The sequence below is a fragment of the Arthrobacter sp. NPDC089319 genome, from assembly GCF_040684925.1.
Taxonomy (GTDB): domain Bacteria; phylum Actinomycetota; class Actinomycetes; order Actinomycetales; family Micrococcaceae; genus Crystallibacter.
In genome coordinates this window covers 210,525-236,206 of the sequence record NZ_JBFBGZ010000005.1, presented here as the reverse complement: position 1 = coordinate 236,206, position 25,682 = coordinate 210,525, and the positions used below count along the sequence as shown (strand labels likewise).

The 25,682-nt window shown below is 66.9% G+C and carries 29 protein-coding genes and 1 pseudogene; 10 read left to right on the top strand and 20 right to left on the bottom strand.

Translation table 11 applies throughout. The features are described from left to right. Window positions 1-39 precede the first annotated feature (39 nt). The 14 genes from smpB to prfB form a co-directional block, all read right to left on the bottom strand. Window positions 40-513: an SsrA-binding protein SmpB gene (gene smpB, locus AB0N75_RS09555; RefSeq protein ID WP_364648479.1), complete on the bottom strand. Its 474-nt coding sequence runs from the start codon at window positions 511-513 to the stop codon at window positions 40-42. An 83-nt stretch (window positions 514-596) separates the two neighbouring features. Next, complete coding sequence (locus tag AB0N75_RS09550; protein ID WP_364648476.1) at window positions 597-1,976, bottom strand: peptidoglycan DD-metalloendopeptidase family protein; 1,380 nt, start codon at window positions 1,974-1,976, stop codon at window positions 597-599. Window positions 1,977-2,076: 100 nt separating this feature from the next. Further along, a complete protein-coding gene (ftsX, locus tag AB0N75_RS09545; protein WP_364648473.1) occupies window positions 2,077-2,991 on the bottom strand; it encodes a permease-like cell division protein FtsX in 915 nt (304 codons plus the stop codon). Continuing rightward, window positions 2,988-3,689 carry a cell division ATP-binding protein FtsE gene (gene ftsE / locus AB0N75_RS09540; protein ID WP_364648470.1) on the bottom strand — a complete coding sequence of 234 codons (702 nt, stop codon included), beginning with the start codon at window positions 3,687-3,689 and terminating at the stop codon, window positions 2,988-2,990. The genes ftsX and ftsE overlap by 4 nt, the downstream gene beginning before the upstream one ends. 89 nt (window positions 3,690-3,778) lie before the next feature. Beyond that, complete coding sequence (locus AB0N75_RS09535; RefSeq protein WP_364648467.1) at window positions 3,779-4,714, bottom strand: alpha/beta hydrolase; 936 nt, start codon at window positions 4,712-4,714, stop codon at window positions 3,779-3,781. Beyond that, window positions 4,711-5,463, bottom strand: coding sequence for a 3-hydroxybutyrate dehydrogenase (locus AB0N75_RS09530; RefSeq protein ID WP_136784621.1), 753 nt, complete (start codon window positions 5,461-5,463; stop codon window positions 4,711-4,713). The genes AB0N75_RS09535 and AB0N75_RS09530 overlap by 4 nt, the downstream gene beginning before the upstream one ends. Then, the gene (locus AB0N75_RS09525) at window positions 5,456-6,100 is read right to left on the bottom strand and encodes a TetR/AcrR family transcriptional regulator (protein WP_364648464.1); all 645 of its coding nucleotides are present in this window, start codon (window positions 6,098-6,100) and stop codon (window positions 5,456-5,458) included. The genes AB0N75_RS09530 and AB0N75_RS09525 overlap by 8 nt, the downstream gene beginning before the upstream one ends. After that, complete coding sequence (locus AB0N75_RS09520) at window positions 6,097-7,704, bottom strand: AMP-binding protein (RefSeq protein ID WP_364648461.1); 1,608 nt, start codon at window positions 7,702-7,704, stop codon at window positions 6,097-6,099. The genes AB0N75_RS09525 and AB0N75_RS09520 overlap by 4 nt, the downstream gene beginning before the upstream one ends. Further along, the gene (locus AB0N75_RS09515) at window positions 7,701-8,912 is read right to left on the bottom strand and encodes a branched-chain amino acid ABC transporter permease (RefSeq protein WP_364648458.1); all 1,212 of its coding nucleotides are present in this window, start codon (window positions 8,910-8,912) and stop codon (window positions 7,701-7,703) included. The genes AB0N75_RS09520 and AB0N75_RS09515 overlap by 4 nt, the downstream gene beginning before the upstream one ends. Beyond that, window positions 8,909-9,784, bottom strand: coding sequence for a branched-chain amino acid ABC transporter permease (locus AB0N75_RS09510; RefSeq protein WP_364648455.1), 876 nt, complete (start codon window positions 9,782-9,784; stop codon window positions 8,909-8,911). The genes AB0N75_RS09515 and AB0N75_RS09510 overlap by 4 nt, the downstream gene beginning before the upstream one ends. Beyond that, window positions 9,781-10,671, bottom strand: coding sequence for an ABC transporter ATP-binding protein (locus AB0N75_RS09505; RefSeq protein WP_364648453.1), 891 nt, complete (start codon window positions 10,669-10,671; stop codon window positions 9,781-9,783). Before AB0N75_RS09505 ends, AB0N75_RS09510 begins: the two co-directional genes overlap by 4 nt. After that, entirely contained in the window at window positions 10,668-11,432 is a 765-nt protein-coding gene (locus tag AB0N75_RS09500; protein WP_241914959.1) for an ABC transporter ATP-binding protein, read from the bottom strand. The genes AB0N75_RS09505 and AB0N75_RS09500 overlap by 4 nt, the downstream gene beginning before the upstream one ends. A gap of 151 nt (window positions 11,433-11,583) precedes the next feature. After that, window positions 11,584-12,789 (bottom strand): substrate-binding domain-containing protein, encoded by a 1,206-nt coding sequence (locus AB0N75_RS09495; RefSeq protein ID WP_364648449.1) that lies wholly within the window; start codon window positions 12,787-12,789, stop codon window positions 11,584-11,586. Window positions 12,790-13,027: 238 nt separating this feature from the next. After that, on the bottom strand, window positions 13,028-14,143 hold the full coding sequence (prfB, locus tag AB0N75_RS09490) for a peptide chain release factor 2 (protein WP_364648446.1): 1,116 nt from the start codon (window positions 14,141-14,143) through the stop codon (window positions 13,028-13,030). A gap of 271 nt (window positions 14,144-14,414) precedes the next feature. Here prfB and AB0N75_RS09485 point away from each other — a divergent pair, with 271 nt between their 5' ends. Next, entirely contained in the window at window positions 14,415-15,842 is a 1,428-nt protein-coding gene (locus AB0N75_RS09485; protein ID WP_364648444.1) for a S8 family serine peptidase, read from the top strand. 53 nt (window positions 15,843-15,895) lie between these two features. Here the strand turns inward: AB0N75_RS09485 and AB0N75_RS09480 are convergent, their stop codons facing one another. From AB0N75_RS09480 to AB0N75_RS09460, 5 genes and pseudogenes are all read right to left on the bottom strand, one after another. Continuing rightward, on the bottom strand, window positions 15,896-16,396 hold the full coding sequence (locus AB0N75_RS09480) for a pilus assembly protein TadG-related protein (protein WP_364648441.1): 501 nt from the start codon (window positions 16,394-16,396) through the stop codon (window positions 15,896-15,898). Next, window positions 16,396-16,884 carry a hypothetical protein gene (locus AB0N75_RS09475; RefSeq protein ID WP_364648438.1) on the bottom strand — a complete coding sequence of 163 codons (489 nt, stop codon included), beginning with the start codon at window positions 16,882-16,884 and terminating at the stop codon, window positions 16,396-16,398. Before AB0N75_RS09475 ends, AB0N75_RS09480 begins: the two co-directional genes overlap by 1 nt. Before the next feature lie 39 nt (window positions 16,885-16,923). Further along, the gene (locus tag AB0N75_RS09470; RefSeq protein ID WP_364648795.1) at window positions 16,924-17,331 is read right to left on the bottom strand and encodes a TadE family protein; all 408 of its coding nucleotides are present in this window, start codon (window positions 17,329-17,331) and stop codon (window positions 16,924-16,926) included. Between the two features lie 46 nt (window positions 17,332-17,377). After that, window positions 17,378-17,566 (bottom strand): hypothetical protein, encoded by a 189-nt coding sequence (locus AB0N75_RS09465; protein WP_364648792.1) that lies wholly within the window; start codon window positions 17,564-17,566, stop codon window positions 17,378-17,380. A 95-nt stretch (window positions 17,567-17,661) separates the two neighbouring features. Beyond that, window positions 17,662-17,859 (bottom strand): annotated as a pseudogene (locus AB0N75_RS09460) (type II secretion system protein F); the annotation flags it as partial. Window positions 17,860-17,880: 21 nt separating this feature from the next. Between AB0N75_RS09460 and AB0N75_RS09455 the strand changes: the two are divergent. From AB0N75_RS09455 to AB0N75_RS09415, 9 genes are all read left to right on the top strand, one after another. Continuing rightward, on the top strand, window positions 17,881-19,479 hold the full coding sequence (locus AB0N75_RS09455) for a recombinase family protein (RefSeq protein WP_364648435.1): 1,599 nt from the start codon (window positions 17,881-17,883) through the stop codon (window positions 19,477-19,479). 810 nt (window positions 19,480-20,289) lie between these two features. Next, entirely contained in the window at window positions 20,290-20,508 is a 219-nt protein-coding gene (locus AB0N75_RS09450) for a hypothetical protein (RefSeq protein WP_364648432.1), read from the top strand. A gap of 223 nt (window positions 20,509-20,731) precedes the next feature. Further along, entirely contained in the window at window positions 20,732-21,574 is an 843-nt protein-coding gene (locus AB0N75_RS09445; RefSeq protein ID WP_364648429.1) for a hypothetical protein, read from the top strand. Between the two features lie 185 nt (window positions 21,575-21,759). Then, complete coding sequence (locus AB0N75_RS09440) at window positions 21,760-22,470, top strand: hypothetical protein (RefSeq protein ID WP_364648426.1); 711 nt, start codon at window positions 21,760-21,762, stop codon at window positions 22,468-22,470. Between the two features lie 80 nt (window positions 22,471-22,550). After that, the gene (locus tag AB0N75_RS09435; RefSeq protein WP_364648423.1) at window positions 22,551-22,820 is read left to right on the top strand and encodes a hypothetical protein; all 270 of its coding nucleotides are present in this window, start codon (window positions 22,551-22,553) and stop codon (window positions 22,818-22,820) included. Window positions 22,821-22,855: 35 nt separating this feature from the next. Then, window positions 22,856-23,596: a hypothetical protein gene (locus AB0N75_RS09430; RefSeq protein ID WP_364648420.1), complete on the top strand. Its 741-nt coding sequence runs from the start codon at window positions 22,856-22,858 to the stop codon at window positions 23,594-23,596. A 212-nt stretch (window positions 23,597-23,808) separates the two neighbouring features. Next, window positions 23,809-24,189, top strand: coding sequence for a hypothetical protein (locus tag AB0N75_RS09425; RefSeq protein ID WP_364648417.1), 381 nt, complete (start codon window positions 23,809-23,811; stop codon window positions 24,187-24,189). Then, window positions 24,186-24,452 (top strand): hypothetical protein, encoded by a 267-nt coding sequence (locus AB0N75_RS09420; protein ID WP_364648414.1) that lies wholly within the window; start codon window positions 24,186-24,188, stop codon window positions 24,450-24,452. Before AB0N75_RS09425 ends, AB0N75_RS09420 begins: the two co-directional genes overlap by 4 nt. A 12-nt stretch (window positions 24,453-24,464) precedes the next feature. Continuing rightward, complete coding sequence (locus AB0N75_RS09415) at window positions 24,465-24,725, top strand: hypothetical protein (protein WP_364648411.1); 261 nt, start codon at window positions 24,465-24,467, stop codon at window positions 24,723-24,725. Between the two features lie 158 nt (window positions 24,726-24,883). Here the strand turns inward: AB0N75_RS09415 and AB0N75_RS09410 are convergent, their stop codons facing one another. Next, window positions 24,884-25,609 carry a hypothetical protein gene (locus tag AB0N75_RS09410; protein WP_364648408.1) on the bottom strand — a complete coding sequence of 242 codons (726 nt, stop codon included), beginning with the start codon at window positions 25,607-25,609 and terminating at the stop codon, window positions 24,884-24,886. Window positions 25,610-25,682: the final 73 nt, after the last annotated feature.

Here is a 25,682-nt window from a genome sequence, read left to right as displayed (position 1 = left end):
AGCAAGGGTCCGCCTCCGCATGACCGCGGCTCCCGCGGGTCAGGCTCCGCGGTTCTTTTCCCGCATGGCGCGCAGGGCCTCGCGGTTGTCCTGCTTCTCGCGCAGCGTCTGCCGCTTGTCGTAATCTTTTTTGCCGCGGCCCACGCCGATCTCCACTTTGGCAAGGCCGTCATTGAAGTACAGCTGCAGCGGCACAATGGTGTAGCCGGACTCCCGGGTGGCGCGCGCAATCTTCTCCAGCTCGGCCCGGTGCAGCAGCAGTTTCCGCCGGCGGCGGGCGGCGTGGTTCGTCCAGCTCCCGTTGAGGTATTCCGGGATGTAGACGGACTCCAGATACAGCTCGTCGTTGTAGAAGATGGCGAAGCCGTCCACCAGCGAGGCGCGGCCCTCGCGCAGGGACTTCACCTCGGTTCCCATCAAGGCCATCCCGGCCTCGTAGGTATCCATGATGTGGTAGTCGTGCCGGGCCTTTCGATTGGTGGCCACTACCTTTCGGCCACTTTCTCTGGGCACGGGGTAACTCCTTCGTCGTCGGAACGTTCCATTATAGCGGCGCCGCGGGCTTTAGTCCCGCGGCGCCCGCTCCAGCCGGAGCGTTAGAGCAAGTTCAGCGGATTTACGAAATCGGCATTCAGGATGGTTTCGAAGTGAAGGTGGCACCCGGTGGAGTTACCGGTGCTGCCCACGTAGCCGATCAATTGTCCCTGCCCGACCTGCTGGCCGGCATACACCACGTACTTGTTCAGGTGGTAGTAGTTCGTGTCCAGCACGTTGCCGGCCACCCAGCCGTGGCTGATCGTCACGCTGTTGCCGCCGCCCCAGACCGAGCCGTCTGCGCGCTCCACCGTGCCGGCGGCGGGCGCATACACCGGGGCATTGCAGCCGGGTCCATAATCGATCCCGCTGTGCAGGTAGCCGCCGGTGCCGAAAAAGTCGATGGTGCCGGGCGGCGTGCTCCGCCAGCCGAACCCGGAGGTGATGGCACCGCTGGTTGGGCTGATCAATCCAAAGGACGACGGCGATGAGGTGGCCGGTTTCGGCGGCTTGACCTTGGGAATGATCTGCGGCACCGGCTGGCCGTTGTTCCGCGCCGCCTGCTGGGCCGCCTTGATCCGGGCCTGTTCGCGTTCCCACGCTTCCTGGGCCTTGCGCTGCTCTTCGGCTTCGCGCCGGGCCTTTTCCTCTGCCTCGCGGCGCAGCCGTTCCTGCCGCTCCTTGATCTGGGCGAGCACCTGCTGCTGGGCCTGCTCGGACTTGGCCAGCTCCTGCTCGATCTCCGGTTTCCGGGCCTGCAGGCTGTCCGACAGCGCCGAGGTCTCGGAAATCAGCTGGTCGACCTTCTGCTTCTCGGCCGCGGCCTCGTCACGGGCGGTCTGCTCCGCCGCCAACGCGTCCTCGGCTTGTGCCTTCAGGTCCCTGATTTCCTCTTCCACAGCCTCCAGCCGGGCCTGGGAGTTCACGTTGGTGGCGTTCTGCTGGGACAGCTTGTTCAGCGCCGCGTTCTGGCTGCGCAGCGCCTGGTCGGCCAGGTCGATGGTGCTGGCCAGGCTCGCGTCGCCGTCGGAGCCGAAGAACAGCGATAGATTGGACGGCACGCCGCCCTGCTTGTAGGCCTGGGTGGCAATCTGGCCGATGACCTTCTTGGTCTCCTTGAGCTCTTCGGCGTCGCTGGCCAGCTGCTGGTTGATCTTGTCCTTGGTCTGCAGGGCCAGATCCACGCGCTGCGCCAAGGCGGCCACCTTGTTGGCAGCCGCTTCCACCCGGCCCTCAGCCTCGGAGAGCTTCTGCTGGGCCCCGGGCAACCGGCTCTGGTACTCCTTGAGCTCCTTGACCGTCTCCACGATGTCCGCGTCAAGGAATTCCAGCGAGTGCTCGATCTCCTCGATTTCCTGTTCCAGCGCCGCCTTGCGGTCGTCGAGCTCGTCGGCCTGGGCCGGCCCGGCAGATCCCAGCGAGAACGCGAGCAGAGCCGCCATGGCTGCACTCAGAATCCCCTGCGGAAGGCATTTCTTCCGCGGCGTTGAACGGCTCACAGCCTGGCTCCCCAATGTCAAGTTCTGCTCACGTTTCATGATTCTAGACCTTCAAGTAGCGGCGCAGGGTCAGGAGGGACGATATTCCTGCGAGGACAGCCCCCAGCAGCACCAGCGCGGGGCCGATGACCAGCATGGTGTTGGAGGAAATGAATGCGGTATCCGGGTACTGGCTGGCCAGCCAGTCGCCGATGAAGAAGTGCGCCACGGCCCACAGGGTGACCGAGGCCAGCAAGGCCCCGACCACGGCCGCGATCACGCCTTCCAGCACAAACGGCAGCTGGATCACCGCCTTCGAGGCCCCGACCAGGCGCATAATGCCGGTTTCCCGGCGGCGGCTGAAGGCCGAGAGCCTGATGGTGGTGGCGATCAGCAGGATGGCGCAGACAATCATGATGACGGCGATGCCCACCGCCACCAGCGAGGCGATGTTCATGACGTTGAAGACCTTTTCCAGGATTTCGCGCTGGTCCACCACCACCTCCACGCCGGGCTGCGAGGAGAAGATTTCGTTGATGACCTCGTACTTCTGCGGATCCACCAGGGAGATGCGGAAGGACTCCGGCAACTGGTCGGCGGTCACCGAATCAACAATCGGCGAATTCGCGAACTGGTCGCGGAAGTGGCCCAGCGCGTCATCCTGCGATTCATACAGGTAGGTGTCCACGTACTGCTCCACCGCCGGGCTGGTCAGCGTGGCCTCGATCTCGGCGCGCTGTTCATCAGTCACCGGGCCGGACGCACAACTGGCCGCCGTCGAGGTGTCAACACACAGGAAGACGGCCACCTGGACCTTGTCGTACCAGTAGCCCTTCATCTGGTTGATCTGCATCTGCAGCATGCCGGCGGCGCCCACGAAGGTGAGCGAAATGAACGTCACCAGTACCACGGAGACCACCATGGACAGATTCCGGCGCAGGCCGGAACCGATTTCACCGAGGATAAAAGCCAGTCTCATTTGGCCTCCTCCGGCTCGCCCAGGTAGATGCCTTCGGCCTGGTCACGCACCAGCACGCCGTCGCGCAGTTCGATCACGCGCTTGCGCATCTCGTTCACGATCACGTCGTCATGCGTGGCCATCACCACGGTGGTGCCGTTCTGGTTAATCCGGTCCAGCACCTTCATGATGCCCATCGAGGTGGTCGGATCCAGGTTGCCCGTGGGCTCGTCGGCCAGCAGGATCCCGGGCTTATTCACCACGGCCCGGGCAATGGCAACGCGCTGCTGCTCGCCGCCGGAGAGTTCGTGCGGCATGCGGTGGTCTTTGCCCTCCAAGCCCACCGTCTTGAGTACTTCGGGCACCGTCTCGCGGATCACGGCACGGCTGCGTCCGATCACCTGCATGGCAAACGCCACGTTCGCGAACACCGTCTTGTTGGGCAACAGCCGGAAGTCCTGGAACACCACGCCGATGCCGCGGCGCAGTTTGGGCACGCGCCAGCTGGGAATGTTGGCCACATTCTGGCCGGCGACGTACACGGCGCCGCGGGTGGCACGGTCTTCTTTCAGAACCAGCCGGATGAACGTTGATTTTCCGGACCCGGAGGAGCCGACCAAGAACGCGAAGTCCCCGCGGTCAATCTCCAGGCTGATCTTGTCCAGGGCAGGACGCGAGTTCTGATCGTAGATCTTCGTGACGTTATCGAATCGAATCATGACTACTTTGTGCCTCAGTGCCGAGGACGAGGGCCTGTGCTTGGGGGAAGAAACCTCAGCCTCTCGACTATAAGCACGCAGTCTTGGGTTTAGCCTGCAGCAGTCCGGGTGTGTCGTTTCACCAGCGAACCCACGGCTTGGCGCACGGCTTCGGCCACCGCGGCGGCGCCCGGGCTGTCCATCACGATGGTGTAGTGGTTCGTCCCGGGCACGTCGCTGGCCTGCAGCGCGGGCAGCCGGCGGGCCCACTGGTCCACATAGCCGGGCGTGTACAGGCCCGCGTCTTCGTTCAGCAGGCCGCGCGGCGCGCGCAGCAGCACGGCCGGCACGGCCAGCGACTCCAGCGCGTCCATCAGGGACGCCCCGCCGTTCAGGTCCGCGGTGTCGCGGGCCATCGCCTGGTAGTTGGTCGACGGCCGCAGCAGCGGGGGTTCGCCGGAAAGGTCGTAGTCCACGTAGTCCTCCACCAGCGCGTTCCAGTGGTCGGCGAAGGCCGGGTGCGCGCGCCAGAAGTCCCGGTAGGCTTCCCGGCTGGGGAACGTTGCCGCCAGCCGTTCGGCCGCCGGCCCCAGCACGGACTGGATGACTTCCTCGTCGCTGAGACCGGCGGGCACCTGCAGCGGCAGCCCGCCGTCCACCAGCACCAGCGACCGCACCAGTTCCGGATGCCGCCGCGCCAGCACCACGGAGGCGAACGCCCCCATGGAATGACCGACGACGACGGCGCTGCCCACCCCGTGTGCCGCCATCACCGCGGCGAGGTCATCGGCGTGGGCCGCCATGCCGAACGGTCCGGGCAGCTGGTTGCTGCGGCCACGGCCGCGCAGGTCCGGGGCGATCAGCCGCACGCCGTCGAGCTCCTGCGCCAGCAGGCCCCAGGTCCGGTGTGACGCGGTCACCCCGTGCACGGCCAGCACGGCGGGCGCCGTCGGATCCTGTGGCCCCCACACGCCGGTGCGCAAGGTGCCGCCGCGGACCGGAACGTCCAGGGTTGAATAGGGCAGGGCTGTCGGTTCAGCGCTCATCGGCTGGACCATCCGCCATCCATCGTGTAGGACGCGCCGGTGACCATGCCGGCGTCGGCGCTGGCCAGCCAGCAGGCCAGCGAGGCCACCTCGTGCGGTTCGGTCAGGCGTTTGACGGCGCTTTCGGTGAGCATCACCTGGGCCACTACTTCCTCCTCCGGCAGTTGGTGCAGCCGGGCCTGGTCCGCAATCTGTTTCTCCACCAGCGGCGTCTTCACGTAGCCGGGATTGATGCAGTTGCTGGTCACGCCGTGCGCGCCGCCCTCCAGTGCCGTGACCTTGGAGAGACCTTCGAGGCCGTGCTTGGCCGAGACGTACGCGGATTTGTAGGCCGACGCCCGCAGCCCGTGCACCGAGGAGATGTTGATGATTCTGCCGAAGCCGCGCTGGTACATGCCCGGCAGCGCCGCGCGGATCAGCAGGAACGGGGACTCCAGCATCAGGCGCAGCATCAGCCTGAAGTCCTCCGGCGCGAATTCCTCGATCGGGTTGATCCGCTGGATGCCGGCGTTGTTGACCAGGATGTCAGTGTCCACCGTCGCCGTTTCCAGTGCCCGGGTGTCGCTGAGGTCCACTTGCCACGGGACGCCGCCGATCTCCTGCGCCACGCGTTCGGCGGCGGCACCGTCCAGGTCCGCCACGGTGACCTTGGCGCCGCGCTCGGCGAGGGCCCGGGCACAGGCTTCACCGATGCCGCTGGCCCCGCCTGTGACCACGGCGCTGCGGCCTGTCAGAGTCTGTTCAGCCATGGGGGTGTCCTTCCGTCCCGTGCGGTTGTCCGGGCGCCAGGGCCCGCTCGATAAACTGCATCATTTCTTCAAAAACATGATCGGGCACTTCCCGCGGAACGGGCTGCGCACCGGCGTCGTCCTCCCAGAGAACCCAGCGCATGCCGATCAGCTCGCCAATGCCCATCAGCGCCCAGGCCGCTACATCCGGATCCATCGGCCGGACCTCACCGGTGGCCTGCGCCGCCTTCAGCCCCTCGATGTAGCCGTTGACGATGCGCGTGTAGTGCATCCGCAGTGCGCCCGGCGAGACGAACTCGGCCTGCCGGACAATCCGGTAGAGCGCGGGGTGCTCCGCGGTGAAGCGGAAGAACGCCTTGAACCCGGCGCGCTCGGCTTCCAGCCGGTTGCCGGCCGACTTGGCCGCCTCGGTCATCGCTTGGCGCACCCGCCGGTTGAGGTCCTCGACCACTTCGTCGAAGATGGCCTGCTTGCCCTGGAAGTAGAGGTAGAACGTGCCCAGGCCGACGTCCGCCTGCTCGGTGATCTTCACGATCGAGGCGTCGTGATAGCCCACCGAAGCGAACACGGTTTCCGCCGCTGCCAGCAACTTGGCGCGGGTCCGGGTGCCCCGGGCGGTGCGTGGTGCGGCACTCATGATTCCTGCTCCGATCCCGCAACTGCTGCGGTCCACGCGGCATGCTCGGGCCGGACGGCGGCCTGCCGCAGCCGTCCCCGGGCCACCTTGTTCAAGGCCGTCCGCGGCAAGGTTGGCACAAAGTCGAAACGCCCGGGGACCTTGAAGGAGGCCAGCTGAGCCTTGCAGTGCTCGGCCAGCTCTTCGGCGTCGGTGATTTGGCCCGGCCGGACCACCACGTAGGCCAGCCCCGTCTCCCCCCATCGTGCGTCGGGGACCCCGACGACGGCGGCCTCCGCCACCGCGGGATGCGACAGCAGGGTCTGCTCCACCTGCGCCGGCGCCACGTTTTCGCCGCCGGAGATATACAGGTCCTTGATCCGGTCCACGATCCGGTAGAAGCCGTCAGCCGTGCGTTCCACCAGGTCCCCGGTGCGCAGCCAGCCGCCGGCGAGCGCTGCCGCCGTTGCCTCCGGATTACGGAAGTAGCCGGCGAAGACGCCCGGGCCCGCGACCAGCAGCTCGCCGGTGGCTTCGCCGGTGAGGATCTCGCCGGTGGCCGGGTCCGCTACCGCCACGCTGACGTGTGGGTAGGGCTTTCCTGCGTAGCCGATCATGGACGCGGCATCCTCATTGGGCAGGCAGAGCACATTCGGCGACGCTTCGGTCAGCCCGTAGCCCTGGCTCAGTGCCACGCCCCGCTTGTGCCAGATCCGCAGCAACGGTGCCGGCATGGATGCCCCGCCGACGATGGCGTGCTGCAGCCGGGACAGGTCTGCGGAGGCGAAGTCCGGGTGCTCGGCCAGCATGGCGTATTGGGCGGGAACACCCATCATGGTGGTGACCTTGCGTTCGGCGATCAGCTGTAGCACCCGCCCGGCATCAAACGTCCGTTCCAGCACCACCGTGGCACCGGTCCACCACGCCAGCAGCGGCTGGATGTTCCAGCCCCCCACGTGGAACTGCGGCAGGGCCGCCAGCACCACGTCGGCGCTGGACAGCTCCATGGTCCGCGAGAGCGAGAGGTTGGTCCAGAAACAGTTCGCATGCGTGAGGATGGCGGCCTTGCTCTGCCCCTCGGTGCCGGACGTGAAAATCATCAGGAGGGCATCGTCGTCGCGCACTTCCCGCTGCACTGCGGCGTCGAGGACGTTCCCTGCCGCCCGCCGGGTGGGGTGCGGCACCTGCCGCTCCACCCCCGAGGGCCCGAGCGTGGCGGTGCGGGGCGGCAGCGGCAGCATCGCGGCGGCAGCAGCGGCGAGCGCGTCGAATTCGTGCTCCACCAGCAGCAGCGCCGGGTCGGCCAGCTGCAGCTGCTCGGCGATCTCCCGCGGCGACAGGCGCCAGGACAGCGGCACCAGGACCAGTCCGGCCTTGGCGCAGGCGAAGAACAGCACCACGTGGTCGGCGGAGTTGCCGGTCAGGGTGGCGATCCGGTCCCCCACCCCGTAGCCGGCGGCGAGCAGCCGGCCGGCCAGGGCATCGGCCCGGGCGTCGAGCTCGCGGTAGCGCAGGACTACCCCGCGGTCATCGATCGCCACCCGGTCCGGTGTGGACACGGCGCGGTCCGCTGTCCAGCGGCCCAGGGTATGGAGCCCGTCCTGCTGGTTGTGCTGCTGGTTCACTCGGCATTCTCCAGTGCTTGGCGCTGCCGGGCGGCTGCCTGGCGGCGCTGGCCGCGGCTGAGGGTGGCCCTGTGCACCGCTCCGGTGATGCCGCCGGGCAGGAAGAGGACCACCAGAATGAACAGTGTACCGAGGATGAACAGCGGCTCGGAGAGCGGAATCCGCAGGATGTCCGGCAGCCCGGCAATGGCCTCCGACTGGGCCAGCGCGGTGAGCCGCTGGTCCAGCAGCGTGTAGAACACGCCGCCGATGATCGCGCCCCAGCGCGAGCCCACGCCGCCGAGCACCACCATGACCAGCAAGGTGATGGTGAAGTCGGCGGAGAGGCTGCGCGGGACGGCCCCGGACTGCAGCAGCAGGTACACCATGCCCACGGCCGAGGCCAGCACGCCGCCCACCACGAAGACCAGCAGCTTGATCAGGTACGGCTGCAGGCCGATCACCCGCACCCGCAGCTCGTTCTCCCGCACGGCCGCGGCCACATGGCCGGCCCGGCTGTACTGCACCCAGGTCACCACGGCGAAGACCACCAGCAGCACAATCAGCGCCAGCCAGTACAGGTTGCGGGTGTTGGCCACGCCCAGCAGGGCCTCGGGCAGGTTCTCGGTGGCCAGGGTCAGGCCCTCTTCGCCGCCGGTGGCCTGGCCGGGGTTGCGGCCCACCAGCACGTGGCCGGCCTCGGCGAAGGCCAAGGTCACCATGGCGAACGGGATGCCGGTCACGCGCAGCCCCACCGCACCGACCACGTGGGCCAGCACGATCACCAGCAGCAGCGTCAGGCCCATGGCCGGCAACAGCGGGATGTCGAAGGTATCCAGGATGACGCCGAGCCCGTACACGCCGGCGCCGAAGTAGAGCGCGTGGCCGAAGGACAGCAGCCCGGTCACGCCCAGCAGCAGGTGGTAGCTGAGCGCCGCCGCGGCCATCAGCATGCACATGGCGAGCAGCTGCAGCGAACCCGGCGTGTAGGTGGGCCCGGGCAGCACTCCGGGCAGGGACAGGTTCAGCAGCGGCAGCAGGGCCAGCAGCACCACGCCGGCTCCGCCGAGCCCCCAGGTGAGCAGGCTGCGGCCGCCGGCGGCAGCGGCGCCGTCGTGCTTGGCTTTCCGCCGCCCCGCGGCTGCGGCGTCCGTCTCGCCCTGGCCTGCGGAACTGCCGGCAACTGCCGGCTGCGCCTCGGACTGCGGGTCGGTCTTGCTGGTGGTCATGATTTCCTCCCGAGCAGGCCGGAGGGCCGGAAGAGCAGGACAAGGGCCAGGGCCACGACGACGACGAAATCCCCGGTGCCATTGAGGTAGAAGTTGGCGAACTGCTGTAGCAGCGCCACCACCACGGACGCGATGGCCGCGCCGGTGAGCGAACCCAGGCCGCCGATCACGGTGACGATGAAGGCGAAGATCAGCAGCGAACCGCCCAGCAGCGGCGAGACGTACTGGAAGTAGTGGCTGGCGAGCACGCCGCCCAGGCCGGCCGCGGCGCCGCCGATGGCGAAGACCAGCGTGAAGGCTTTGCGGACGTCGATGCCCAGCGCGGTCACCATGGAGCGGCTTTCCACGCCGGCGCGGATGATCATGCCGTAGCGGGTGCGCTTGAGGAAGAACACCAGGCCCAGCAGCACGAGCACCGCGGCGATGATGGCCACGAACCGGTCGTTCGAGATCTGCGCCCCGAGGATGCCGGTGGTCTCGCGGAACCAGTCCGGTCCGGAAATGTGGATCGTGTCGGTGCCCCAGATCCCGTCGAACAGCGCGACCGATGCCAGCGAGAGGCCGACGGTGACCAGCACCTGTTCGATATGCCGCTCGTAGAGCTTGCGGATCAGCACGAATTCGGTGAACGCCGCGAACAGCGCACCCACCACCGCGCCGACCAGGAGCGAGCCGAGGAAGGTCCACCAGTTGTCGGCCCCGGCGCGGCGGGCGAATTCCCAGCCGGCGAACGCGCCCAGGGTCAGGAAGGAGCCGTGCGCGAAGTTCAGCACGCCCATCAGGCCGTAGATCAGGCTCAGCCCGGAGGCCACCAGGAAGTAGAGCGCGCCCAGCCCCAGGCCGGTGACGGTCAGCAAGACGATGGTACTCACTTCTGTGCTCCGTTCCGGTCGGTCTGGGTGGTGGCGGCGTCTTCGCCGTGCCCCGCGTCGGTGTCTTCGCCGTGCCCCGCGTCGGCGTGGACGCCCAGCAGGCGCTGGGTCAGGTCTTCGTTGTCCAGGAAATCCAGCGCGCTGCTGGTGGTGTGGACCACCCTGCCGCCGGAGAGCACTACCGCTCCCCCGGCCAACTGGCGGACCACCTGCAGGTTCTGCTCCACCAGCAGGATCGGCACCGTTTCCGCGGCCCGCTCCAGCGTCTCGGCGACTTCCTGCACGATCTTGGGCGCCAGGCCCTTGGTGGGTTCGTCGATCAGCAGCAGCTTGTTCTCGTTCAGCAGCGCCCGCGCCAGCGAGACCATCTGCTGCTGCCCGCCGGAGAGCGTGCCGGCCATCTGCGAGGCGCGCTTGAGCAGATCGGGGAAGAGTTCCTCCACCAGCTGGCGGCGCGGGGAGGCGTCCCGTTCGGCCAGCCGCAGGTTCTCGGCCACGGTCAGCTTGGAGAAGACCTCCCGGTCCTCCGGCACGTAGCCGACGCCGCGGCGGATGATCTTGAAGGTGGGTTCCTTATCGATCCGCTCCCCGTCCAGCGTGACGCTGCCGGTCCGCGAGATCAGGCCGATGACGGCCTTGATGGTGCTGGTCTTGCCCACTCCGTTGCGTCCGAGCAGGGCGGTGATTCCGGTGGCCGGAACGGAGAAGCTGACGTCCTCCACCACCTGCTGGCCGGCTATGTGGGCGGTAAGGCCGGAAATTTCCAGCACCGGCCCGGCCGGGGTGCCGGCCTGCGCTGCCGCCGGTTGCACGGCGGTGGCCTGGGCCGGAAAACCGGTGGCCCCGGCGTGCGCTGCGTCCGCGCCGGGCTGAGGGTGCTGGCTCATACGGGTTCTCCCAAGTAGGCGCTCTGGACGGTGGGATTGGCCATCACCGCGTCCGGGGTGTCAATGGCCAGCAGCTTGCCGTGGTGCATGACCGCCACCCGGTCCACCAGCCCGAGGACCACATCCATGTGGTGCTCCACCATCATCACGGTGCAGCCGCGGTCGCGGTGCATCCGGCGGATGATCGCGCTCAGTCCCGGGACGTCGCCGGAGGCCACCCCGGCCATCGGTTCGTCCAGCAGGATGACGGCGGGATCGCCGGCCAGCAGCATGGCGATCTCCACCTTGCGCTTATCGCCGTGCGAGAGGTCTCCGGCCGCGGTGTGCAGCTTGTCCTCCAGCCCGACCTCCGCCACGTTCTGCTGCGCGACGGACGTTGCGGAATCCGTCCGCGAGGGGAACCGGAAAACCGAGAGGCTGCCGCCCAGGGCGGCCTGCGCTGCCAGCCGGACGTTTTCCAGCACGCTCAGCCGCGGAAACAGGCTTGAGGTCTGGAATGTCCTGCCCAGTCCGGCCCGTGCCCGGTGATGGATCGATGCCGAGGTGACGTCGGCGCCGTCGAGCTGGACGGACCCTTCGGTCGGTTTGAGCACGCCGGAGATGAGATTGAACAAGGTGGTCTTGCCGGCACCGTTGGGTCCGATCACGCCGACCATTTCGCCGGTGGCCACGGAGAATCCGACATCCTCGAGGATGCGGGCGCCGCCGATCTGCAGGCCGAGGCCCTGCACCAAGAGCGCGGGCTGATCTGGGGAGGTCATCATGTCACTTTCTGTGTGGTCACGGACCGTGGTGGTTGCCGGGACGGTCCGCGGCCAGGGCCGCCGCCCACCGAGTGGGTCGGGCGGCGCCCCTGGACCTGCGGTACCGGTAGCCGGAGCGGCGTGCGCGGCTCCGGATACTGGGTTTCGGTTACTTGGCTTCCGGCGGAGCTACTTCGTCGGCCGGGATCGCCTTGATCAGCTCGGGCGCCCAGTCGCTGCCCTGTTCCACGAGCTTGGCCTGGTACATGTCTTGCAGCAGCGCGTGGTCGGAGGCGCGGACGGTCGTCTCGCCCTTGGGGCCGTCGAAGGTGTAGCCCTCCAGCGCGGTCACCATGGCGTCGACGTCGGTGCCGCCTTCCTTGACGGCCTGGACGATCATCTGGCCGGCAACAAAGCCGTCCGGGGTGAACAGGTCCGCCTTCTTGCCCTCGGCCTCGACGCTTTCGATCATGGCCTTCTCCACGTCGTTGCCGGCAGCGCCGGGGAAGTAGTGGTTCAGGAAGCTGATCTTGTCCGAGGCGGGGCCGTAGGCACCGAAGGTGGCGGCATCGCCCAGACCGGTCACGATCGGAGCGGCGTCGAACGCGCCCTGCTGGCTCAGTGCCTGCCACATGGATCCCGACGTGGCGCCGGCCCAGGCAACGAAGACCAGATCCGGCTTCGCGTCGATCAGCTGGCGGGCGAACGGCGTGAACTCGGTGGCGTCTTCGGGCACCAGGACGTCATCGACCACGGCGCCCTGCTCGCCGAGCACGGCCTTGACGGCGGCGAGGTTGCCCTGGCCGAACGCGTTGTCCTGGCCGAACACCACGACCTTCTTGCCCTTGAGGTCATCGACGAAGGTTCCCGCGGTGGCCACGTCCTGCAGGCTCTGCCGGCCGGAACGGAAGGTGTAGTCGTTGATGCCCTGCAGCGCGTCGGTGGCGGCCGGGCCGGAAATGTAGAGCACCTTGTTCTGCTCGGCCTGCTCGGCCAGCTTGAGCGCGATGCCGGACACCACCGTGCCGGCCAGGATCTTGTAGTCCTTGCCAATCAGGTCCTTGGCGACGTTGACGGCCTTGTCGGGATCGCCGCCGTCGTCGTGGTAGGTCAGGTTCAGCTTGGTGCCGTTGACCTCGCCGGTCCCCTCGGTGGCGTAGTCAATGCCTGCCTGCAGGCCCTGGTAGTAGGCCGCGCCGTAAGCGGCGAGCGGACCGGATTCGGAATAGACGATGCCCACGTTGATGCTCTCGGGCGCACTGCTGGCCTCGCCGGCCGCACCGGCGGTCTCGCCGCCGGTGGTGGGAGCGCATGCGCTCACGGCAAGTCCGGTGGCCAATGCTGCGGCCATCAGGAACTTCTTTGTTGCCTTCACTCCGATGCCTTTCGTTGAAGAATCTGCTGAGGAGAAATCTGGAACTGTCTGAACCTGATGGTCGGGTCACCCAAACCTGAAAGGTGATTCAGATTACAGTAAATCTATGGTCCCGCTCACAGCAGTGTCAACATCAGCACCCCGGTGCCAGGTCACGATTCGGTTGCAGAGCTCCCCCGGACGGCGAAAGCCCGGCCGCTCCAGAGGGAGGGACCGGGCTTTCGTGCAGCCTGAAAGGTTAGTTTTCCGCGTTGCGGCTGTTGGCGCGCCACCGAATGCCGGCGTCGATGAAGTCGTCGATCTCGCCGTCCAGCACCGCACCGGTGTTCCCGACCTCGTGTTCGGTGCGCAGGTCCTTGACCATTTGGTAGGGGTTCAGCACGTAGGAGCGCATCTGGTCGCCCCAGGACGCCTTGACGTCCCCGGCAAGCGCCTTCTTCTCCGCGTCCTGCTGCTCCTTCTTCAAGAGCAGCAGCCGGGACTGCAGCACGCGCAACGCGGCGGCGCGGTTCTGGATCTGCGACTTCTCGTTCTGCATCGAGACCACAATCCCGGTGGGAATGTGGGTCAGCCGGACCGCAGAGTCGGTGGTGTTCACCGACTGACCGCCCGGGCCTGAGGAGCGGAACACGTCCACCTTGATCTCGTTGTCCGGAATGTCGATCGAATCGGTCTGTTCAATCAGCGGGATAACCTCGACGGCGGCGAACGAGGTCTGGCGGCGGCCCTGGTTGTCGAACGGGCTGATCCGCACCAGGCGGTGGGTGCCCGCCTCCACCGAGAGCGTGCCGAAGGCGAACGGCGCCTTGACCTCGAACGTCGCCGACTTCAAGCCGGCCTCTTCGGCGTAGGAGGTATCCAGCACCTGCGTGGCATAGCCATGACGCTCGGCCCAGCGCAGGTACATGCGCATCAGCATTTCGGCGAAGTCGGCAGCGTCCACGCCGCCCGCGCCGGAGCGGATGGTCACCACGGCCTCGCGCTCGTCGTACTCCCCCGACAGCAAGGTGACCACTTCGAGTTCAGACAGCGCCTTTTTGAGCGAGGTCAGTTCACTGGCGGCCTCGGTCATGGAGTCCTCGTCGCCGGCATCTTGGCCCAGCTCCACCAGGACCTCCAGATCGTCGATCCGTGCTGCGAGCTTCTCCAGCCGTTCCAGTTCGCTCTGGCGGTGCGACAGTTTGGAGGTGATCTTCTGCGCCGCGGCCGGGTCGTCCCACAGATCCGGCACGCCTGCCTGCTCGCTCAGCTCGGCGATATCCTTGCGGATCCTCTCCACATCGGAGACTGCTTCGATGGATTCGTACGTGGCGCGCAATGCGCGGATTTCAGCGGGAAAGTCGATCTCAGCCATGGTTCTCCAAGCGTACGCCATGGTGGGGAATCCTCTCCCCCGGCCGGTCAGGCCTACGCCCTTGCGGCTCCTGCGGCCTCGGTCGGCATGCCTTCCCGGCGTGCGTTGATGGTGGCTCTGGCAGGAAAACCTCCCGGTGCTTTTCGGCTGCCTCTAGCACCGGGGCGGTGCTTGCAATAACCTTTGGGAGTGCGGACGTGCAGGATGTTCACGCACTGCACACGGGGACGAGGGCATCCTGATTTACATTCCACCTTGTGGGGAGGCTGCAATGTCCAGTCAAAGTCACGGCCCGGGTTACGCCCGGCGACAGCGGCAAAAGTCCGAAAGCGGGCACGACGGCAACGCGCCACATCCGAAGAGTCCACGAAGAATTCTGGGGGCCTTCAGCGCGGTGATCCTGGCCGCCGCAACCATCGTTGCCGGATCCGGACCCGCAGCCGCCGCGGGCGAAAGCGATTACACAGTAGTTCTCAAGGACAGCGTCACCAACGTCGATTCCACCGCCACGGCGCAGGGGAAGGAATACGGGTTTACGCTCTCAAGCACCTACGAACACGCGCTCAAGGGCTATTCGGGGACCATGACGGACTCGGAGGCGGCCCAGCTCGGTGCCGATCCGGCCGTTGATTTCGTTGCGCCCGAGCGGGCCTTCACGTTGGCAGAAGACGCGGACGACGACGTTATCGACACCGCGAGCGCTGGATCTCTGCCTGCTTGGTGGCTGCGGGTCGGAGGCACCCTTGAAGAGGCAGCCGAGGACGGCCAGGAGATTGCGGTCAACACCGCCGTGATCGATACCGGAATCGACAGCAGCCATCCGGACCTGAACGTCCGCGGCGGCGTGGACTGCTCGGCAGGCACTCCGGTGGAGGTCATCCCGGTGGACCACTACGGCCACGGAACGATGGTTGCTGGAGTCCTTGCTGCGAGGAACAACACCTTTGGCGTCATCGGCACCGCGTACGGAGCCCCGCTCTGGTCCGTCCGGGTGATGACGGACGCCGGCACCATCTCAGAGGCTGCACTGCTCTGCGCCGCCGACTGGGTGGTCTCGACCCGCACGGATCAGGACGAACAGAATGACATCCAAGTTGCCAACATCAGCATCGGTGGCCCCGGTCAAGATCAGGGAAATTGCGGCAACGGGTCCGATCCCCTGCACAAGATGATTTGCCAGGGAGTCGCGGAGGGAGTCACTTGGACGGTGGCCGCTGGCAATGCGGCGACGGACTTCGCCACCACCATTCCGGCCACCTATGACGAGGTGCTCACCGCCACGGCCATGGCGGACTACGACGGCCGCCCCGGCGGCAAGGAAACGCCGCTCTGCAGCGGAGGGTCCGTGCCCAGCGCCGACGACGAGTTTGCCAACTTCTCCAACTTCGCGGTCCAAGCTGCGGACCAGCAGCACACCATTGCGGCCCCCGGAGTCTGCATCACCTCCACCTACCCGGGAGGCCTGTACAACACCGCCCACGGCACCAGCTTTGCCAGTCCGGTGGTCGCCGGCTCGGTGGTCCGCTGCATCTATAGCGGGATGTGCGGAGGCGATGGGTCGTCCGTGATGAAGCAATTCCTCGCGTCCGTCGAGGCCTTCAACAACGACAACACCAAATATGGGTTCAACGGTGACCCGCTCCGACCGGCTTCCGGCAAATACTACGGTTACCTCGCCACCACCGCGCTGTGCGATTAGGCGCCTAGACACGGTGCGATACCGCCTGGCCCTTCCGTTGACCCGAGTGGAGGTCAGCGCCTGAGTTCTGAGCGTGCGTCGCTGGAGACGGTCACCGGAATGCCTGCCGGGATCAGGAAATTGACCACCGGTGGCCGGACCACCGCGCTCAGTTCGACGTGCGCCGTGCGCCGCTCCGGGGAGCCGGTGCCGCCGCCAACCGTCAACTGGTCGAATCTCCCGTAGGCATCCGTCTCTGACAAGTAGCGCTGGACCGATCCCCGCACGGATCCGCCGTCCAATGACGGCACGGGAGCACCCGAGCCAGCCTCGACGTCGGCCAACGCAAACGTATCGGCGGCTGCCAACGCTGCCCCGTCTGCGACGGATAGCAGCTTTTTCCTTTCGACGTAGACGGTGGATGCACCCATCACCACCGTCAGGATCAGCAGGCTCAATAAGACGAAGCCGATGAGCAGAACCAGTACCTGGCCGCCTTCGTCGCTCCTCCCCTGCTGGTTGCTGGCCCGCACAAGGCCACGCGCGATTCTGGTGTTCGCGGGTCCCTCGACCATCATCCGAACCGTTCCACGATTTGCGTTGCCGAGGAGTTCACGCTCGCCATGCTCAGCCCAGTGCCACCGAGCAGCGGCAGTGGGACCGAAATCGATACTTCCGCCGTGACCGACGATCCGGCTTCCAAGCACGCACCGTTGCCGCAGCTGATCTTGACATCCAGTTGATCTGAGCCAATGCCGAAGTCTCCTGCGGCGAAGAGAGCCGCCTGATGCGCTGCCTGACTTCCCGCTGTGGCATCGTCGGACCCGGCATACACTTTCGCAGCTTGGTCGGCCGCATTCACCACAGCAAAGGAGGCGGCCTGGACCTGCGAAACGGAGATCACGAAATAAACCGTCGGCACCAAGAGCAACGTTCCGAGGAAGACGAACTCAACGACCGCACTCCCCGCTTCCCCTCCCCGGCCGTCGTCCAAGCATTCCCGCAGGCGCTGACGCAGGCGCATCATCGAGCGCTGTCGATCGGTCCGGGCTTCGGCACTCACTCGACGACTCCTTCCCACAACCGTCCACCCGCTATGCGGTCAGCGTGGAAACGCCGCATGTCCGTCAACTTCCAAGGTACCGTCCGGGCCGATCAGTCCAACCGCAGGCAGTGGGGCTCGGACCGTGACCCGCAACGTGCGTACGCCTGACCGGAGGACCTCCTCCACGTGCACGTCTTGCGCATATTCGCCGGTCAGCGCAGCCGAGATCAAGGCCTCTGTCCGCTCCTGCGCGTCGGCCGCACCACGATCGGCCAAGGTTCCGTACCGGGCACCGGACCCTGCGGCGTCAATTAGTGTGTTGCGGACATGCAGGATGAGGGTCAACTGCATGATCGACACAAAGATCAGGGTGAGGACTCCGCCGACCAACACGAAGTCCACGCTTGCCGAACCATGATCGGGTGAGTGGCCCCGGTCGTGACCGGGACCGGGGTCGGCGGCCAGTTCGGAAAACGGCCGCAACCGGCGAACCCACAGACACAGTCCCACGTCAGGGCTGCGTCACGCGACCAATTGCGTCATTGAACAGCCCTTCCAAAGCCGGTTTGGCTAGAGCCAAGATGCCTGCCACGAGGACTGCCGACATCAGCGTGATCATCACCCACCCCGGGACATCTCCGCGTTCTCCGTCCGCGGACCGAACTGACTTTCGGAAGCGATCCAGCCCTCCGCTCCACATCAGCGACATCGTGGCAACGACCCTGAGCGATAGTTCCGTCATGTCCTCGTTCCTTCCCGGTTTGCGACTTGGCTCATAAGGCTTCCTTCTGTGCTTCACCATCCGAGATTGATCAGCGCAATCCCTGGATACACAGCAAACAACACGGTCAGCGGTAAGACACCGAAAACCAGCGGCACCATCATGCCGATTTCCTTCTTTCCGGCCGACTCCATCAGGTTGCGTTTTGCCATATCGCGCACGTCCTGCGCTTGGGCCCGCAGAACATCCGCAAGCGGGGTCCCTCGTTCAACCGGACGCGTACCATGGTCACCATGAAAGCCGTCACCTACGCTCGACAGTCGAAACAACGCGAGGACGAGTCCCAGGGCTCGCCCGAGGCCCAGCGCCAGCAAGCCCGCGCGCTCATAGTCTCGCGCGGCTGGACCTTTGTCGAGCACTACGAGGACCTCGGCGCCTCCGGCTACGACCCGAACGCCCCCCGCCCCGGCCTGGACGCTGCGCTTGCCGCCGTCGCCCAGGGCCGCGCCGACGTGCTCGTCGTCTACCGCCTGGACCGCCTCACGCGGCGAGGAGTCGGCGAGGCTATCCGCATCGTCGACCACCTGCGCGACAACGGGGCCTCGCTCGTCTCGGTCCACGAGCCGTTTCTAGACACGACTTCTCCCATGGGCACCGGCATTTTCAGCCTGTTCGCGGCCATGGCCCAGCAGGAAAGCGAGAACATCTCCACCCGCAGCCGTGGCGCCAAGGCGGCGCTCCGCGAGGTCGGCTCCCACGCCGGAGGCCGCCCGCCGTTCGGTTTCACCGCCGTCCGCGAGGTGCAAGGGAAGTTCACTGTCCGCAACCTCGTCCCCGAGTCGCGCGAGGCCGACGTCGTCCGCGAGGCCGTCTCCCGCGTCCTGGACGGCTCCTCCGTCGCCTCCCTGGCCCGTGAGTTCAACGCCCGCAACCTCCGGCCCCGCTCCGGCTCCGACTGGACGACGTCCACACTTACCCGCGTCCTCCGTGCTCCCCAGCTGGCCGGATACATGCCCGCACACCGGCCCGGCCGCAACGCTGCCGCACCGACCGACTCACGCGGCCGCATCCTCATGCAAACCGACGCCGACGGCGTCCCGCTCCAGCCGTGGGAGCCCATCATCGAACCTGGCGAGTGGCACCGGCTCCAGGATGCACTAGAGGCCCGCCCCGTCATCCGAGGCAGTACCAAGCAACCCTCGCTCCTCGGCGGGACCACCTTGCTCGTCTGTTCTCTCTGCGGCGGTGGCATGGGCGCCGACCGCCGCAGCAGCACCACCACCGGAGGCAACTACCGCTGTATGAAGCACCGTCGGAGCGGCACCTGTACGGGTACAAGCGTTGCCATGGTCCACGCCGAGGAGCACGTCGCCCGCGCCGTGTTCTCCCGCCTGGCGGCCCTGGACCCGGCAGACGAGGCCGACGCCGACCTCCTCGTCACCGTCGCTGAACGGTTCAACGCGCGCAACGAGGACGGCGAGCACGCCGCCGAGCGCCGGGCGCTTGAGTCCTCGGTCGCCTCCGCCCGCTCCGCCCTGGAGCGGCTGGACGACGACCGCGCCGCTGGACTGTTCGACGGCGCGACCGGCACCGCCCGATACCGGCGCCAGGTCTCGGCGCTAACCTCGCGCCTGGAGGGAGCACAAAAGGCCCTCGACGCGCTCCCGGCACCAGGCACCGACATAACGCCGTGGCTCGACTCGTTGGCCGTCGGCGAGACTGGCCCGATCGGCCCCGGCTCGCCCTGGGAATCCTGGAGCGTCGCCGAGCGGCGCGAGTTCCTCACCCTCGCCCTCGACCGCGTCGAGGTCCTGCCTCCGGTCCGGCGTCACGCTGGCGGTAACGCCCCATTCCGAGGCACCGAGCGCCTGCGGCTCGTCTGGGCCTCCTGACCGCCGCACTCCCCACGAGGAGCCCTAGCCACGCGCTGGGGCTCCTCTGCCGTCTCCGGCCACTTGGGCCAGCCCCGTTCTGGACTGGCGGGCGCCGCCCCGCCGAGTGGCGAAGTGGCGGAAGTGACGTCACCTCTATATCTATTTTCGAGAGAGAGCGCGCTCGAATACAGATAGGGAAGTGACGAAAGAACCACCACTTTCGCCACCGCTCCGGCATCCGGCCCCGTTTACACGCCGCCGAGTGGGCCGTTTTCGCCATCTGGCGCTCTCCTAACTCACAGGCCCTCACTGGCCGCCCTCTCGGCGTCCCGGCGCCGCAAGTTTGTACCACGTAAGGCCACCGGCCCCGCCCCCTGAAACCGCCTCTGACTAGGCGTTTCATTCGTTACCAAGTCGTTACATATGTTTGTACCACGGCACCCGCTAGAACTCGTGAACATTCCCGTACCCCTGGCGCTCTCCTCCCTCGGGAGCAAAAGAACAACCGCCGCCGATTAGGCGCCGCCTGGCGCTCTACTCCTACGGGAGCCCCTGGAGGTTTCCCCTCAAGATTTGCCCCGCCCCTGATTCGCACGCGCGCTACGGCCATCCGGCGAATGGGCGGGGCGCTCAACGTCCGAACGGTTGGCGCCGTTCGGTCGCACGGTCTCGCAACCGTGGCCGTTCGGTTGGCACCGCTGGACCCCTCGCCGTCTCCAATCCCGGCGAGGGGCTCCACGCCCCGACCGAGCACTCACCCGCCGCCGTCCTGGCGGTCCTTTTTTAGCCCATCACCCGTAACCACACGCCTTAGAAAGGAGGCCCGGCATGTACCGCTTCAAGTGCGACCACTGCGGCCGAGAGTTCGACGCCGCCCGACCCGACGCCGAAGTGTGCGGCGCCACCTGCCGCCAGCTACGCCACCGCCAGCGACGCGAGGCCCAACGCCGCGAGGCGCTAGACCTCCTCGCCCGCATGGCCAGCACTACCGACGAGGTCGCCCTGGCCTCGCTCCGGCGCCAAGCCGAGCGCCTCACCCGCGAGTGACGAAGTGACGTAAGTGATCTTTACCTAGATCGGTTCTCTAGGTTCCTCTCACTCAAGATGCCCCTCTTGCCACTCCTGCCCCTCCCTATTTACAACGCGCTCGCAATCCACGCGGGAGGAGCTCCGCTCCGTACGGCCGAAGGCCGATCTAAGCCCTCTAGCTCCGCCCGCATGACCTCGCAATCGCGGGCCTCCGCCCGCTCCCCAACCGAAAGGCCAACCGATGCCCCGCACATTGAATGACTGGACCCGCCAGCCAGTCGAAGCTACAAACCCGCTCCCCAGCCTCTCCGCCAAGCGACGCTCCGGCGCCTGGCCCATCGGCCTCCTGTCCGAGGTCCTCGCTCCTGAGATCGCCCTCCGAGGCGTCCGCTACAAACGCGGCCAGGGATTCACCCAGGACGGCGAGCCCCTGGGCGAGTACGGCGTCGCCCAGATCGCGCGCACGGTCCTAACGATCGCCAGCGAGCAACTCGACTCCCGCGAGTCCCGCAGCGACTCTCTCCTCCGCGCCCAGGCCATCGCCGCCGAATGGATGGACGACGCCCAGGCTTTCGCCCATAACAACATCGACGACTACGAGGCCGCCGAGAACCTGGCCGACGTCACGACGTTCACGCCGACCATGATTTACAAGCGCCTCACCGAGCAACTCCAGGCACCCGATGCCCTCGCCCAGGACGCCGAGACCGCCGCCATGCTGGCGCCCTGGCAAGAACATAGCGACGCCCTGGCCCTCACCGCCCGCGACCTCGCGCAATCCGGCAAGACACGCGCCGCCCTGGCCAAGGACCTCCGCTCTCTCCTCCCCGCGCCGTCGGCGGCCGTCTCCGGCGAGGCCCGCGTCGTCTCCTGGCTCTCCCAGTTCGACGACGTCGACCTCCTCCTCCGCTCCGACGTCGGCCGCTACTACGTCGAGGACGGCGAGCCCGGCAAGCTGCCCTCCGGCGAGGTCCGCGCCCTGGCCGCTGCCCGCTGGGGAGAGCCTCGCAAGTTCCAAGGCCAATTCGTCTACCGACCGGCCCGCGCCAACGTCCGCCCGGCCAGCCTGGAGGTAGTCAAGTGACGAGCGGCGAGCGCGCACAAGCCATGGGCCTATCGGGCGACGCCCTCCTCATCTACCTCGCGACCTCCCTTGAGGCAAAAGTCGACCGAATCCTCGCCAACACGGCGAACTCAAACTAACCCCACTCTCTCCCGCCAGGGCGCCATCCGGCGTCCTGGCAACCCTCACAGTAAGGACCCAACCGAATGACCACGATTATCCGCACCGCCAAGCTCGACGCCTCCGGCCGCCCCATCTACTCCGAGTGGCTCATCCGCATCACGCCCGGCGCCGCTGAGGCCCGCGCCGAATGGGAGGCCCTGGCCGCCGAGGCCCGCCCGTACGCCGACGCCGTCGGCGCCGCCATCAAGGCCAAGAACGCTCTCGGTCGCGTCGCAAACGGCGTATTCGTCCCGAACCCCGGCGTAACGACCGCCGACTATGAGGCCGCCCTGGCCAACCTCCACGAGGCCGAGCAGGCCCAAAAGGCCCACGGCCGCAAGATGGCCGCCGCCCGCAAGCGCTACGACGACCTCATCAAGTACGCCCCGGCCGACCCCGAGACCCGCAAGAAAGCCGCCGCCGAATACGCCGTCGAGCAACACGACGAGGTCGCCCGGCTCTGGCCTCTCCTCCGCGCCGCCCTGGCCGACCGCGACGACGCCCGCGACGTCGCCGGAAACCCTGGCCGCGACTGGGACACCTCCAACAGCCTCCCCGACGGCGGCCGCGTCAACCTCGTCGGCCAGGTCGACCGCATCCTCTCAGCCGCTATCCAAGGATTCGACGTCGACAGCCTGGAGCGCGTCGCCGCTGGCGAGGACGTAGCCAGCGAGCCCGCCCTGCACTCCATGGCAACGGCCGACACGTACCGCGCCGCCAAGGAAGCCGCCGAGCGTAAGGCCGCTGGCTTCTAAACCCCACCGCTACACTCCCCGCGCCGAGGCTGGCTCACCCGCTGGCCTCGGCGCTCCCTCCCTTGCCTGAAAGGCTCCCCATGTTCTCCAGTTCCCCTACTCCGGCGCTCCGCACGGTCTCCAGCATCGTCGACGAGGTCCTCGCCGACACGCGCAAGGACTACCCCGACAACTACCGCGACCTCGACGAGCGCACTAAGCGCATTGTCGACGACAAGGCCCGCCGCGAAAACGTCACGCCAGAAAGCTACTGGGAGACCGTCCTGGCCCAACTCGCCGAAGATCGCGCCAAGCGTGCCGAGGACGACAAGGCCGCCGAGATCGCCGCCGCCGCTCGCCAGTCCTACTAGCCCCACCGTTTACACGCCCAACCGAGGAGACCACCATGGCCACCCCCAAGCACCGTAATCACGACGTCGCACTCCCGTACGCTATCTTCCTCACCGCCGAGCCCGGCGAGTCCAAGGACGGCCAAGCCTGGCGCCGTCGCGTCAACCGGCGCAACGTCCGCCGCCTGCCTGCCCTTGTCGACTACGCCACCGGCGCCAAGCCCGAGACGCCGAGCGCCCTACGCCACCCGTTCTCCGCGTCCGCCTGGGCCTCGCTCACGTTCGGCGAGCGCATGACCCACCTATCCCAGCGAGTCCACGCCGACGCCGTAGCCGAGTTCGGCCCGTACCCCGACGGCGAGGCCAGGCTCCTCGTGGCGTCCGACGTCAAGCCCGACCCCAGGCGCCGCGCCAAGACCAAGGCCCAGGCCCAGGCCCAGGCCCAGCCCGCCAACGTCAAGGCCGCACCGGCCAAGCCCGAGCCCGAGCCCCACGCCCACCCCGCCCAGGACTCCTACGCCCCAGGTACTCTCCTCGTGCAATGTGCCGGTAACTGTGGCGCGTGGCTCCCCGCCCGCTCGCCTCGGCCGGTCCTCCTCGTGTGCAAGTCCAAGCACCCGGCCAAGCCCAAGGCCAGCGACGGCCAGGCCCAGGGCGAGGCCAGCGCCCGAGTGATCGGCGCGACGATCGCGGCCGCGCTCGGCGCCGCTCGCCAGCCACGCAAGGCGCCAGCCAACGGCCACAAGGGCAAGCGCTCACGAGTCCGCGCCGTTTGTGTGAACTCCGCGAGCAAGTAAGACAACGAGCACATGAGCAAGGCCGAAGCGAAACACGAGCGCGTCGGCCTTGCTCGGCGCCGTCGAGACCCTGGGGGTCCGCTCCCCGGTGGCCCCTCCTCCCCGCTCGAACTGGCACAGCGCCTCCCTGTGCTTACTGGCATCGCCCTAGATTTTCGCCGCGCCCCTTATGCCCCACAAACCCCGTTTACACCTCCTGAGAGGAGCCCAAATTGCCCACCGATAACACGCCACTGGACGCGCCCGACGCCGACGCCTGGGACCTGCCCCAGCACTGGACCAACGCCGCCCGCGACACCTGGGACAACGTCCTCGACGAGCGCCCCGACCTCGCTGGCGCCGAACTTTCCGCCCTGGAGCAAGCCTGTAATTTGATCGCCGCCGCCGACAACCTGGACGGCGTCGCCCGCGAGGCCAGCTACGTCGCCCAGGGCTCGCAAGGGCAAACCATCGTCCACCCGGCCACCGTCGAGGCCCGCCTGGCTAGAACGGCCGCCGCTCAAATCCTGGCCCGCCTCGTCGCCGCTACCTCCGGCGCCAAGACGCCGAGCCAGCGAGGCCGCGACGCCGCCCGCGCAAGGTGGAGCAAGTGAGGCGCCCCGAGGCCAGCGGCCAGCGCCGCCCTGGCGCCGTCGGCCTCATGGAACTAGAGCCCATCCTCGTTACCCAGGAGCACGCCGACCGCGTCGGTATCCTCACGGCCGTTTTCGACGTCGCCAGGGCTCACCCCGCCATCGTGGCCGCCCGCGCGACCGCGACCACCCGCGAGGAGCGCGAGTTGCTCAACCGCGCCGAGGCACGCCTCGCCCGGCTGGCGTTTGAGCGCTCCGGCATCCCCGACTCACACAAACTCTAGGAGCCCTGCCCCATGGCCCAGCCAACCCCAGCCCTCCGCCGTCCCGAGCCCGCTGACATTACCGTCGACGTCGACGTCCTGGACCTCCCCGACCTGGACGCCGCGGAGGTCGCCATCTACGGCCTCGACCGTACGGCCCTCAAGGCCGCCCGGTCTCATCCCGCCATCCGTGAGGCCCTCATGGCCGGGCCAAGTACCGAGGGCCGCCAGCGCATCAGATTCGGCATTTTCCGCCTCGGCCGACGCATCGCCGCCACTCACGCCGCCAAGTAATCCCGAGACGCCAGGATGGGCCGCCCGCCCGTCCTGGCGCTCTCCACTCGCGTATCACTCCGCGCCCTCGTCGGCGCCATCACGGAAAGGCCCGCTGGCAATGACCACAAAGAAAATGCAGATGTGCCGCCGTTGCCTCCGCGTCCTGGATTCCTAGTTCATCGAACCGCCACCGCAGCCGAAGCAGCGGATTCACAGTCTGGATAGTCCGCTTTTTTCGAAAGTGAAAAGATTAGCGGGTCCGCCATGAAGGAGAATCCTCTGCTGCAGTAGTTAAGGCTCTCTATTGAAGCGTTTGAAACGCGATGAAGCAGATTGTCATCCCGCGAAATGTAGAAGGTCTCCGTGTCGGTTGTCGAGACGACGAATACGGTTGCAGTTCTGCCCTCGTGGGTTAACGCCTGTGGTGTCAGCCAGATCTGACCAGAAATCAGTGCAGGCATTAAGATGCCGATGAGTATCGGTTGTGCCAACTCGAAACGGAAGCGCATCCAGGTGACGTCGCGCCGCCACTTGCGCTTAGTTCCTCTCTTGTAAATCATGTGAAGGCCTAAATACGCCAAGGCTGCAAGTAGCACCCAGCCCGATGAGTACATCACCGTAGCGCACAAGAAAAGCGTTGTGGCGATATGGATTGGACGTGGGTCTAAATCACTTTGGGCTCTAACAGAGTAGGCAAACCAAACGGCGAGAGGCAGCGCTAGCGTCGGTGTCACGCTGAGCGCAATCTGCGTCACCGTCGGGATGAAGTCAACCATTCCCGCGATTTCGACAGCCGTCGCAACATCGCCACTGGCCAGTAACAGTATCTTCAAGCCGTAGATGACAGCGGCAACGGTTCCCACGGTCAAAGGAACGCCAAGGGGCGATTTAGATTCGGGCACCATGACATTCTGCCCTAGAGCTCGCAAGCATCCTCCTTCCTCTCCATTGGAGTGACAAGGCTGCGCGATAGTG